Annotated in this window: 10 protein-coding genes; 4 read left to right on the plus strand and 6 right to left on the minus strand. The window is 51.6% G+C overall.

All coding sequences use genetic code 11. The annotated features are described in order from the left end of the window. Positions 1-55: 55 nt before the first annotated feature. A complete protein-coding gene (hemL, locus tag GTPT_RS05995; RefSeq protein WP_025901277.1) occupies positions 56-1,336 on the minus strand; it encodes a glutamate-1-semialdehyde 2,1-aminomutase in 1,281 nt (426 codons plus the stop codon). Between the two features lie 158 nt (positions 1,337-1,494). Between hemL and clcA the strand changes: the two genes are divergently transcribed. Both clcA and erpA read left to right on the plus strand, forming a co-directional pair. Next, on the plus strand, positions 1,495-2,907 hold the full coding sequence (gene clcA / locus GTPT_RS06000) for a H(+)/Cl(-) exchange transporter ClcA (RefSeq protein WP_029990218.1): 1,413 nt from the start codon (positions 1,495-1,497) through the stop codon (positions 2,905-2,907). A gap of 72 nt (positions 2,908-2,979) precedes the next feature. Next, complete coding sequence (gene erpA, locus GTPT_RS06005) at positions 2,980-3,327, plus strand: iron-sulfur cluster insertion protein ErpA (RefSeq protein ID WP_025901279.1); 348 nt, start codon at positions 2,980-2,982, stop codon at positions 3,325-3,327. Positions 3,328-3,695: 368 nt separating this feature from the next. On the opposite strand, the gene mtnN is transcribed toward erpA, so the two are convergent. After that, entirely contained in the window at positions 3,696-4,397 is a 702-nt protein-coding gene (gene mtnN / locus GTPT_RS06010) for a 5'-methylthioadenosine/S-adenosylhomocysteine nucleosidase (protein ID WP_025901280.1), read from the minus strand. A 96-nt stretch (positions 4,398-4,493) separates the two neighbouring features. Between mtnN and dgt the strand changes: the two genes are divergently transcribed. Continuing rightward, positions 4,494-5,981, plus strand: a complete 1,488-nt coding sequence (dgt, locus tag GTPT_RS06015; protein WP_029990217.1) for a dGTPase — start codon at positions 4,494-4,496, stop codon at positions 5,979-5,981. A gap of 130 nt (positions 5,982-6,111) precedes the next feature. Further along, positions 6,112-7,539 carry a serine endoprotease DegP gene (degP, locus tag GTPT_RS06020; protein WP_029990216.1) on the plus strand — a complete coding sequence of 476 codons (1,428 nt, stop codon included), beginning with the start codon at positions 6,112-6,114 and terminating at the stop codon, positions 7,537-7,539. 73 nt (positions 7,540-7,612) lie between these two features. On the opposite strand, the gene GTPT_RS06025 is transcribed toward degP, so the two are convergent. From GTPT_RS06025 to map, 4 genes are all read right to left on the minus strand, one after another. Next, positions 7,613-7,999: a DUF3461 family protein gene (locus GTPT_RS06025; protein ID WP_025901283.1), complete on the minus strand. Its 387-nt coding sequence runs from the start codon at positions 7,997-7,999 to the stop codon at positions 7,613-7,615. 202 nt (positions 8,000-8,201) lie between these two features. Continuing rightward, entirely contained in the window at positions 8,202-9,026 is an 825-nt protein-coding gene (gene dapD / locus GTPT_RS06030; protein ID WP_025901284.1) for a 2,3,4,5-tetrahydropyridine-2,6-dicarboxylate N-succinyltransferase, read from the minus strand. A 129-nt stretch (positions 9,027-9,155) separates the two neighbouring features. Beyond that, positions 9,156-11,810, minus strand: coding sequence for a bifunctional uridylyltransferase/uridylyl-removing protein GlnD (gene glnD / locus GTPT_RS06035; RefSeq protein ID WP_029990215.1), 2,655 nt, complete (start codon positions 11,808-11,810; stop codon positions 9,156-9,158). A gap of 63 nt (positions 11,811-11,873) precedes the next feature. Then, positions 11,874-12,668 (minus strand): type I methionyl aminopeptidase, encoded by a 795-nt coding sequence (gene map / locus GTPT_RS06040; protein WP_025901286.1) that lies wholly within the window; start codon positions 12,666-12,668, stop codon positions 11,874-11,876. Between the last annotated feature and the right edge of the window lie 13 nt (positions 12,669-12,681).

Consider the following 12,681-nt stretch of genomic DNA (forward strand, 5'->3'; position numbering starts at 1 on the left):
AGCCCCCGAACAAAAAAGGCGCACAGGCGCCTTTTTAACGGAGAGACTAAGGTGATTACAAACGGGCAAAGCAGCGGCGGGCTGCATCGATAGTCTTCTGAATATCTTCCGGGCTGTGTGCCAGAGACATAAATCCGGCTTCAAACGCTGACGGAGCAAAATAGATCCCTTCGTCCAGCATCAGATGGAAGAACTTTTTAAAACGTTCCGTATCGCACTGGCAGACATCCTGGTAGCAGGTGACAGACGGCAAATCGGTAAAGAAAATACCGAACATTCCGCCAACATGGTTGATCACCAGCGGGATATTTTCTTCCTGCGCGGCATGCAGCAGGCCTTCGGCCAGACGATCCGTCAGTTCGGTGAGGGTAGAATGTGTCCCCGGTTGTGCCACCTGACTCAGGCAGGCAAACCCGGCGGCCATCGCTAACGGGTTACCTGAAAGCGTTCCGGCCTGATATACCGGGCCGGTGGGCGCCAGCGCTTCCATCACCTCACGGCGTCCGCCAAAGGCACCGACAGGCATGCCCCCCCCGATAATCTTGCCAAGGCAGGTCAGATCCGGTGTCACGTCATAGTAAGCCTGAGCGCCACCCAGCGCGACCCTGAAGCCGGTCATCACTTCATCGATGATCAGTAAAGCGCCGTTCTCATCACAGATTTCCCGCAGACCCTGCAGGAACCCTTCCGCAGGGGGAATACAGTTCATGTTTCCGGCCACCGGCTCGACGATAATACAGGCGATTTCCTGTGGGTACTGACGGAATGCTTCGCGTACAGAATCCAGGTCGTTATAGGTACAGGTCAGCGTATGACGGGCGAAATCAGCAGGAACACCCGGAGAGTTCGGCTGTCCGAGCGTCAGTGCGCCCGACCCGGCTTTGACCAGCAGGTGGTCGGCATGGCCATGGTAGCAGCCTTCAAATTTGACTAACTTATCGCGACCGGTGTAGCCACGGGCCAGACGGATAGCACTCATGGTGGCTTCGGTCCCTGAGTTGACCATCCGGACCATATCCATCGATGGCACCAGTTCACAGACCAGTTCCGCCATCCGGACTTCCATTTCGGTCGGCGCACCAAAGCTCAGACCCCGCCCTGCAGCTTCAATCACGGCATTGCGGATACCGGGATTATTATGGCCCAGCACCATCGGGCCCCATGAACCGACATAGTCGATGTAGGCTTTGCCGTCTGCGTCATATAAATAGGCCCCTTCGGCATGTTCGATAAATAAAGGGGTGCCACCAACGCCGGTAAATGCCCGTACGGGAGAGTTTACGCCGCCCGGGATAAGACGTTGTGCCTCATGGTATAGGTGTTCAGACTTGCTCATCACATCGGTTCCTGTTGTCGCTGAATAATTACAACAGGTAGTTTACGGGAACTCCCTTGCGGCGCGAAAGTCCCGGGTATTGTATTGCTACATTTAAGCACCAAAAAAGCGTATTAAACGGTATACTGCTGCGATGGTCGCTTATTCATCAGACGGATATGGACAATATACCTTCTTCAACTGAGCAATTACCGGTTATCCCTTTACGCAGAACCGATTATTTACGACTGCTGTTACGTAAAGACAAAACCCCCGTAGCCATACTCATTCTTGCCGCTCTGGTCGGGATCCTGGCCGGTCTGGCCGGTGTCGCTTTTGATAAGGCCATCAGTGCGGTACAGCACTATCGTCTGCATGCTATCGAAGCACTGCCTTCTGTATTCTCTGTCCTTGCTTCAATAGGGATTTCCGCGTTGCTGGCGATGTGGGGGTTTTGGCTGGTAAAACGTTTTGCCCCGGAAGCTGGCGGCTCCGGTATTCCTGAAATCGAAGGCGCGATGGAAGAATTACGGCCAGTACGCTGGTGGCGTGTCGTCCCGGTGAAATTTCTCGGCGGCATGGGGACATTAGGGGCTGGCATGGTGCTGGGCCGGGAAGGACCGACAGTGCAAATGGGCGGTAATCTCGGACGGATGGTACTGGATATTTTCCGTATGAAAGGGAATGAAGCCCGGCACACACTGCTGGCGACCGGGGCCGCCGCGGGGCTGACCGCGGCGTTTAATGCTCCACTGGCGGGCATTTTGTTTATTCTCGAAGAGATGAGGCTGCAATTCCGCTACAGCCTGATCTCGATAAAAGCCGTCTTTATTGGCGTCATCATGGCCTGCATTATCTTTCGTATTTTTAATGGCGAGGGGGCGGTATTGAACGTCGGCAGACTGACGAATGCTCCTCTGAATACCCTCTGGCTCTATCTGGTCGCCGGTATCATCTTTGGTATTCTGGGCGTTATTTTTAATCAGCTTATCTTCACCCTGCAGGACATCTTTGCCCGTCTGCACGGGGGGGAAATGAAAAATATTCTGCTGATGGGGGCGATTATCGGAGGGAGCTGCGGCTTACTGACACTCTGTTTCCCGGCCATGACCGGCGGAGGGCTGGCGTTGATCCCCCAGGCCTTCAGCGGACACTATGGCTATGCCATGCTGTTAACTATCTTTCTGTTACGGATGGCGACCACGCTGATCAGTTTCTGCTCCGGTGCGCCCGGGGGGATTTTTGCCCCGATGCTTTCTCTGGGAACCTTGCTGGGAACCGTTCTGGGCATGACTGCGGCCGCATTCTTTCCGCAATATCATTTGCAGACAGGGACCTTTGCTATTGCAGGGATGGGGGCATTATTTGCCGCTTCCGTCAGGGCTCCGCTGACGGGGATCGTACTGGTGCTGGAAATGACCGATAATTATCAGCTGATCTTACCGATGATTATCACTTATCTGGGGGCAACACTGGTAGCTCAGTTTCTGGGAGGTAAACCCATTTACTCGACGCTTCTGGCGAGAACGCTGGCTCGCCAGTCAGCAGATAATGCGCAGGCTTCGGCACAGACGGCCAAGCAGAGTGCTTGATTGCAGAAATTTGCTGACAGATAATGGGGGAATTGTGGCCCTTTCCGGCCCTGAAGTTTATTGGAGTAAGTTATGAGCGATGATATTGCAGCAGTACCGTTAGAGTTTACTGAAGCTGCGGCGAATAAAGTGAAATTTTTGATCGCTGACGAAGACAATCCGGAACTCAAATTACGTGTGTATATTACCGGCGGCGGTTGCAGCGGGTTTCAGTATGGCTTCACGTTCGATGATAAAATCAACGACGGTGATATGACCATCGAGAAACAGGGCGTTGCGTTGGTGGTCGACCCGATGAGCCTGCAATATCTGGTCGGGGGATGTGTGGATTATACCGAGGGCCTGGAAGGTTCCCGATTCATCGTCACTAACCCGAATGCCAAAACCACCTGTGGTTGTGGCTCGTCTTTTAGTATCTGACCAAAAATTCCGCGGGAGCTATGATCTCCTGCGGTTTAGCCTGCCTGAACTCCTGAACTCCTGAACTCCTGAACTCCTGAACTCCTGAACTCCTGAACTGCCTTCATTCTCTTTACCCTATGTCCCTCTGTGCTCCTCAGTGTTTAATGAAAAGGGCGAAAATCTGTCCCGATATTGGCTGTTTGATTTTTAAAGAAGGAGGCTGCGTTGTCAGTTTTTTTTTGTGGAATATTAGTTTTTGTAAACTTTTTAGCCTGACGGACGAAGGGGCCGCGGGGGGAATATTTCACCATGGGAAGTCATCGGTTTCAGGAAAAAGAGAGGGCGGTTGAGAAAAAACCGGCAGGAGCTGCCGGTTTATGGCGCTGTCAGCCGTTAGCCGCCAGACGTGCCACTAAATCTTCCACCATCAGGGAAGATTGTTGTGCGGCGACACTCAGGAACTCATCAAAGCTGAGGTGAGATTCCTGGTCAGCAACATCAGAGATGGCACGAACCACAACGAACGGGACATTAAACTGATGGCAGACATGCCCGATGGCCGTGGCTTCCATTTCAACCCCGATAGCGTCCGGGAAGGTATTACGGATGTAAGCGAGTGGCTCAGCGCCATTAATAAACGCATCGCCACTGACAATCAGTCCACGGACAGCATGCAGTTTAAGCGCCGCAATACTCTGTTCGGCGGCAGTGATAAGGCTGGCATCAGCGATGAAACCTTCAGGACAACCCGCCATCTGACCAGGTGCATAACCAAAAGCAGTCACATTGACGTCGTGGTAGCGAACCTCATCGGAAACAACGATATCACCGACCTTCAGAGACGGAGCCAGTCCGCCCGCGGAACCGGTATTGATGACAACGTCCGGCTGGCATAACTGCAGAAGCAGAGTCGTGCCCAGGGCTGCTGATGTTTTGCCGATACCGGATTTCAGCAAAGCCACTTCGTTACCGTTCAGCGTTCCCGTATAGATTTCGCAACCTGCGATGGAGAGAGTTTTTCTGTCTTCAATTTTGTCACGCAGCAGAGTTACTTCCTGCTCCATGGCGCCAATAATTCCTACTTTCATAGCCTGTCTCACCAATGTTATAGAATTCATCTTAATGAATGACATAGTCTATCATGGCGTTACAGGGAAATATTATTGAATCGTACCGGAGCTGAAATGGAGATTAACTTTAAGCGCAGGATCAGTGTCAGCAGGCCCTATATGACAGGCAATTCCCCGGAGGGGGAGATGCAGATCACCCGATTTTTTGAAAGTGATCGGGGGCGGATTATCCATTCGGCCGCTTTGCGACGTTTACAACAGAAGACCCAGGTGTTTCCTCTGGAGCGTAATGCCGCGGTACGTTCGAGGCTGACGCACTCTCTGGAAGTCCAGCAGACCGGGCGCTATATCGTGCGGGAAATTTTGCAGCGTTTGAAGCAGCAACCCGGCGGGCTGAGTGCCTTCGGATTAGAGGAGTTTGAGCGGGGAGCGGAAAGTCTGGTTGAGATGGCTTGTCTGCTGCACGATGTCGGTAATCCGCCTTTCGGGCATTTCGGGGAAGCGGCGATCAATGACTGGTTCAATGCCCATCTGACGGAAATCCTGAGTGGTGCGCTGAGTGCGGGAAACGGAGTATCGCCGGACTGCGAGAGGTTACGGCAGGATATTTACCAGGATCTCGCTCATTTTGAAGGTAATGCCCAGGCCATCCGATTGGTGCATACTTTGCTGCAACTGAACCTGAGTTATTCCCAGGTGGCCTGTATTCTGAAATATACCGCGCCGGCATGGTGGCAGGGGAGTAAACCTGAAGCATTTTCCGTGCTGATGAAAAAACCGGGCTTTTATCTGTCAGAGCAGGAATATGTCTCGCAATTGCGTACCGCCACCGGCATGGACGAATACCACCGCTTTCCCCTGACTTATATCATGGAAGCCGCAGATGATATTTCCTACTGTATTGCAGACCTCGACGATGCCGTTGAGAAAGCTATCTTCAGTGTCGATAGCTTGTACCGCTATTTGCAGGAGGCCTGGGGCGAAACACGGCCGGAGGATATTTTCAGCCGCACCATCGGTGATGCCTGGAAGGCCGCCAGCTCAGGTAAACGCCGCAGTCAGAGTGATCAGTTCTTTATGTCTTTGCGGGTCAATGTGCACCGGGTTCTGGTCTCTTTGGCGGTAAAGCGATTTATTGCCAATCTGCCCGCGATTTTTAAGGGAGATTTTAATCATGCTTTACTGGAGGATGGCGGCGAGGCCGGGCGTCTTCTCGCCGTGTTCAAACAGGTCGCCCGTAAGCACGTGTTTAATCATTCTGAAGTCGAACAACTGGAATTACAGGGGTACCGTGTCATTCAGGGGCTGCTTGATGCTTATAAGCCTATGATGTTACTCAGTGCAGACGATTTTACTCAGCTGGCGGAACATGATGAATTGCAGGGGCATCCGATAGAAACCCGGTTATTCCATCGGCTTTCTGATAAGCATATTAAAGCGTATCAGAACCACATGTGTTCACTTTCCGGGGTGCCGTCTGAAGAGTGGCAGTTATGGGAGCGCTATTACCGGCTACGGCTGATGCAGGATTATATCAGCGGAATGACTGACCTTTTTGCCTGGGAAGAATATCGCCGTTTAATGGCGGTTGATTTTGTCTGAGTTTTGTAAATCGCGGGAATATTTATTTACTTTTAACAAGTGCTTTCCGATGAACTTACGGGTAAATAATAACTCTCAACTGATGACTACAGCAATGGTCTGAATAGCAAATAATACAGAGAGCCAGAACATGAAAAAAACCACTTTAGCATTAAGTGCACTCGCATTAAGCCTTGGAATGGCATTTGCGCCCATGACTGCTTCTGCGGCGGAATCTGCATCTTCATCCAGTCAGCAACTCCCGAGTCTGGCTCCGATGCTTAAAAGAATTATGCCTTCGGTAGTCAGCATCAGTGTTTCAGGAACTGCACCGGTAAAAGCATCTCAGGATAGCCAGCAGTTCCAGCAGTTTTTTGGTGATATGTCACCGTTCTGTCAGGATGGCTCGCCCTTCCAGAATTCACCGATTTGCCAGGCACCTGGTGCCGGCGGCGGTACCCCGCAGCAGCAGCAGTTCCGTGCTCTGGGCTCCGGTGTCATTATTAATGCCGATAAAGGTTATGTGGTAACGAACAATCACGTCGTGGAAAATGCCACTTCTATCCAGGTCCAGCTCAGTGACGGACGTCGTTATGATGCTAAAGTCATTGGTAAAGATCCCCGTACGGATATCGCGCTTATTCAGTTGAAAGATGCGAAAGATCTGACCGCAATTAAAATTGCCGACTCGGATAATCTGCAGGTCGGTGATTACACTGTTGCCATCGGTAACCCTTACGGACTGGGCGAAACCGTGACTTCCGGGATTGTATCTGCACTGGGTCGTAGTGGTCTGAATGTCGAAAACTATGAAAACTTTATTCAGACGGATGCTGCTATTAACCGGGGGAACTCCGGGGGAGCACTGGTTAATCTGAACGGTGAACTGATTGGTATTAATACCGCGATCCTGGCGCCGGACGGAGGCAATATCGGTATCGGCTTTGCTATCCCATCTAACATGGTGAAAAACCTGACGGCACAGATGATTGAATACGGTCAGGTCAAACGGGGTGAGCTGGGGATTATGGGAACCGAGCTGAACTCTGAAATCGCGCAGGCGATGAAAGTCAACGCTCAGCGTGGCGCTTTTGTCAGCCAGGTTCTGCCTAATACCTCCGCGGCGAAAGCAGGTCTTAAAGCCGGGGATGTCATTATCTCACTGAACAACAAACCATTGACAAGCTTTGCGGCATTGCGTGCTGATGTCGGTACCATGCCGATAGGGACCAAAGTGGAACTGGGCTTATTACGTGATGGTAAACCTATGACGGTTAGCGTAACTATTCAGCAGAGCACTCAGGATAAAGTCCAGTCCTCCAATATCTACACCGGTATTGAAGGGGCTGAACTGAGTAATTATGAGGCTGGCGGACAAAAAGGTGTTCGCATCGACAGTGTGACTCCGGGGAGCCGTGCGGCAGCCATCGGCCTGAAAAAAGGCGATATTATTCTGGGCGTGAATCAGCAGAATATCAGCAACCTGGGTGAGCTGCGTAAAGTTCTGGACAGTAAACCTTCTGTCCTGGCGCTGGACGTTAAGCGTGGTGACAGCAATCTGTACTTATTAGCGCAGTAAGCGGTCATTCGCAGGGACAAAAAAGCCGGTCAGCGTCCTGACCGGCTTTTTTTTATGTGCCTGACCCGGCGAGTTATTTACGGGTGAGCTTTTCCAGATCGGCTTCAATCTCAGAAATTTTGTTGGATACGACCAGTTCCAGATGACGTAAGTCATCAAGAATTTTCACTTTCAGATCGACATCTTCCTGCTCCTGCTGGCAGATTTGATCCAGCTCATCGATAACATATCTCAGGTTAGGACTGATTTCCTGAACTTCCCTGAATCCCTGTGCAGACTGATCAGAAACGATCGTTTTTCGCTGACGCGGGTATTTAAACTTCACGCTTTTGGCAAAAAACTCGCCTTTATCCTTACGGAAATAGATCTTCAGGATATCGTTATTCGCCTCCTGGCGAAGGCTGTAACGGTCAACTTCTTCAGGGTGGGTAATCCCCAGACTTTTCAGATTATCGTACATAGCAGTTTTCCTCTTCAGGGGATCATGCCCGTTCAGCGCCGGGCATCTTTAGCACGATATTACTATCGCGGCCTCATATGGAAACCGTCATGATGGCTGTCTGACGCCGTCTGCCGGTAGCCTGTATACGGGGTATCCCACATTCAGGACAGGGAAGATGACCGGAGACTCACGGTCTCCCGTGATGTTTCCGGTCAGGTCATTAGTCAATGGTACGCAGTAATTCGTTAATACCGACTTTGCCCAGAGTTTTCGCATCCACTTTCTTAACGATAACGGCACAGTAAAGGCTGTATTTACCATCTTTAGACGGCAGGTTACCGGAAACGACGACAGAACCGGCAGGGACACGGCCGTAGTGGACTTCACCCGTTTCACGGTCATAAATTTTGGTGCTCTGACCAATATAGACACCCATAGAGATGACCGCACCTTCTTCGACGATAACACCTTCCACGATTTCTGAACGTGCGCCGATAAAGCAGTTATCTTCGATAATTGTCGGGTTTGCCTGCAGGGGTTCGAGTACACCACCGATACCTACGCCACCGGACAGGTGTACGTTTTTACCGATCTGCGCACAGGAGCCTACGGTGGCCCAGGTATCAACCATGGTACCTTCATCGACGTAAGCACCAATATTGACGTAGGAAGGCATCAGTACGGTGTTACGGGCGATAAACGCACCCTGACGAACGGCCGCAGGAGGAACAACACGGAAACCTTCCTGGCGGAAGCGAGCTTCGTCATAGCCTGCAAATTTCATCGGAACTTTATCGTAGAAGCGGGTTTCTGCGCCTTCGATAACTTCGTTATCGTGAATACGGAACGATAACAGGACTGCTTTTTTCAGCCATTGATGAGTGACCCATTCACCGTTAATCTTCTCGGCAACACGTACCTTACCGCTGTCAATCAGCGAGATGACCTCGGTGATCGCATCGCGGGTTTCAGCATCTACGCTGGCCGGGGTAATTTCGGTACGCCGTTCAAATGCGGCTTCAATGATTTTCTGTAAGTGTTGCATTCTTTTTTCCTGCATCAATGGTTTGGTAAAAACTGACTACCCGATGATTTCCGGTGGCGTGAGGTTTCTGCAACCGGTTAAGACCATGGGGAAAAGGGCAGTCCGAAGGTTCGCTGCCCTCAGGGTGAATTACCCTTTATCGTTTGGATTCAGGGCTTCTGTCAACCGTTGTTGTAAACTATCGCGCATTTTATCATCCAGCGCCCGGCGTTCATTGTTGGCCAGGATGAATAAATCCTCAACCCGTTCACCGATGGTGCTGATCCGCGCGCCATGCAGCGAGATCCCTAAATCGGCAAAAACTGCACCGATTTGTGCCAGCAATCCCGGAGCGTCGAGAGCGACCAGTTCCAGATACGTTCTCTGGTTAGTATGGCCCGGCAGAAAGCGTATTTCGGTATCGACCGTAAAATGTCGTAAACGGGGTGACAGGCGACGCGGGCGAGGCGGGGTCCATTCCGGCTGAGAAAGCGCCTGTACCAGTCCGTGAATGATTGCCTCATGGCGATCGTGGGCCAGCGGGCTGCCATCCGGCTCCAGAACGATAAAGGTATCCATCGCCATGCCGTCACGGTTAGTAAAAATCTGCGCGTCATGCACACTGAGATTACGCCTGTCCAGTTCCCCGGCCACGGTCGCAAAAAGATACGCACGGTCAGGGCTCCAGATGAAAATCTCCGTCCCCCCACGGGAAGCCTGCGGATGGATCAGTACCAATGGCTGATCCAGCGTATGCTTCAGCAGATGGCGGGCATGCCAGGCAAGCTGCTGGGCGGTATGACGTAAAAAGTAGTCAGCCCGGCACCGGTTCCAGATCTTGTGTAAGCGGGTTTCATCAATATTGTCCATACGCAGCAGGGCCAGCGCCTGCAGACGGTTATGGCGGACGCGTTCCCGTAAATCCGGACTGCTGTCCATTCCACGGTGGAGCTGTTTCTCGGCGGCAAAGTAAAGCTCCCGCAACAGACTCTGTTTCCAGCTATTCCAGAGGCTTTCATTGGTCGCACAGATATCTGCGACCGTCAGACAGATAAGCAACCGTAACTGCTTTTCGTTCTGCATCACTAAGGCAAATTCCCGAATCACCGCGGGGTCCTGAATATCCCGGCGCTGTGCGGTGACTGACATCAGCAGATGGTGCCTGACCAGCCAGGAGATCAGTTGTGCATCACGGGAATTCAGACCGTGTAACCTGGCAAATTCAATGACATCTTCGGCACCCAGTATCGAGTGGTCGCCCCCGCGTCCCTTAGCGATATCATGGAACAGTGCCGCGATTAACAATATTTCCGGGTGGATCAGTCGCTGCCAGATATCCACACAGAGGGGATGTTTTTCACGGGTTTGTTCATTGGAAAAACTCTCCAGTTTTTGTAATACACGCAGTGTGTGCTCATCGACCGTATAAGCGTGGAACAGGTCAAACTGCATCTGACCGACAATCAGATTCCATTGAGGTAAATAGGCTGTCAGTACACCGTGATGGTGCATCGGGACTAAAGCACGACTGACCGCGCCGGGATGGCGTAAAATATCCATAAACAGCTGCCGTGCTTCCGGAAGGTCACACAAGGAATATTCCAGAGACTGCAAGGCGTGCCGAAGTAAGCGCAGTGTGGCGGAGTAAATACCGTGAATATTTTTATTGCGAACGATCTCGCTGAATAAGCGGATAATGGCTGCCGGCTGTTTTATAAACAGTTCTTCATCACGAACATCGATCAGATGGCCCCGCAGCTGAAAGTCATTATCAAGAGGTTGCGGTTTCCCGGTCGCGGGCAGGGCAAGAATAGCCTCATCAAATAGCTGCAGCAGCATTTCATTCAGCTCACCGATGTGGCGGGTGACGCGGTAGAAATCTTTCATCATTTTCTCTACCGGCTCATTCCCTTCGCCCTGATAATTCAGCCGCTGTGCCACTGCCAGCTGTCGGTCAAAGAGCAGACGGTTATCGTAGCGCGTCAGCGTCAGATGTAAGGCGAAGCGGATACGCCATAAAAAATCCTGACACTGATTCAGTTCATCGCGCTCTTCAGGGGTGAGAAACCCGAAATCTACCATTTCATCCAGAGAGGTGGCGCCGAAATGACGACGGGCGACCCACAACAGGGTATGAATATCGCGCAGACCGCCCGGACTGCTTTTAATGTCCGGTTCCAGATTATAACTGGTGCCGTGATAGCGAAGGTGCCGTGCCTTTTGCTCGTCGGTCTTGGCCGCGAAAAAGTCAGTGGATGGCCAGAACCCTTCGCTGAAAATATTCTTTTGTAATTCCAGGAACAGAGAAACATCCCCGGTGAGCATGCGTGACTCTATCAGATTGGTTGCCACCGTCAGGTCAGAGAGTCCTTCCAGCAGACACTCTTCCAGTGTTCTGACGCTATGCCCGACTTCCAGTTTTAAATCCCAGAGCAGGGTCAGTAACTCACTGACCCGGTGTGCACCCTGTTCATCCAAAGGATGGCGGCTGAGGATCAGTACATCAATGTCAGAAAGCGGATGCAGCTCCTGGCGGCCATAACCTCCGACCGCGACCAGCGCAGTATCTTTGACGCCATGGAAACCGAAAAAACGCCAGAGGCGGGTCAGCAGGTGATCGATAAACCGTGTGCGTGCATCTATAAGCTGACTGACAGGCTGACCGGCATCAAAGGCATCCCCAAGGGCTGACTGGAATACATCCAGGCGGGATTTCAGTGTCTCACGGGTTAATTGATCATCGGGCCAATGCAGCGGGGCATCCGTACTACTTTTGTCGATTACGTCTGGCAGGTGGCTTCGCATTATCACTACTCATTGGATAAAAAAGCCGGCAATTGCCGGCTTTCAGGGAGTCAAATGTCAGTCTTAACCTTCATTCACCAGTACCGCAGGGATAGTCTCTTCCTGGCGAAGGGTCAGGATCTCACAGCCATTATCTGTCACCACAATAGTATGTTCATATTGAGCCGACAAGCTGCGATCTTTGGTTTTCACCGTCCAGCCATCTTTCATGCTGCGAATGCGGAAATCACCGGCGTTTACCATCGGCTCGATGGTAAAGGTCATGCCTTTCTGTAAGACCACGCCACTGTCATCGGCATCGTAGTGCAGAACCTGAGGTTCTTCATGGAATCCTTTACCGATACCATGACCGCAATACTCGCGGACCACCGAGAAGTCATTGGCTTCAACGAACTTCTGAATTTCACGCCCCAGTGTACGTAACCGGATGCCAGGCTTAACCATTTTTAATGCCAGGTAAAGGCTTTCCTGGGTGATGCGGCACAGACGTTCGCCGAGGATGGTCGGTTTACCGACGATAAACATTTTTGAAGTATCACCGTGATACTCATCTTTGATGACCGTGACGTCGATGTTGACGATATCACCGTCTTTCAGGATGCGGTCATCGCTCGGGATACCATGACACACCACTTCGTTGATAGAAATGCATACCGATTTAGGAAAACCATGATAACCGAGGCAAGCCGAAACGGCCTGTTGCTCACCGGTAATGTAGTCCGCGCAAATCCGGTCCAGCTCTCCGGTTGAAATACCCGGCTTTACATGGGCTGCGATCATTTCCAGCACTTCAGCGGCCAGACGGCCAGCGACCCGCATTTTTTCGATTTCTTCAGGAGTTTTAATTGAGATAGCCATTGAATCAGTCCAG

The organism is Tatumella ptyseos ATCC 33301, assembly GCF_000735525.1.
In the GTDB taxonomy this organism is placed as follows: Bacteria; Pseudomonadota; Gammaproteobacteria; order Enterobacterales; family Enterobacteriaceae; genus Tatumella; species Tatumella ptyseos.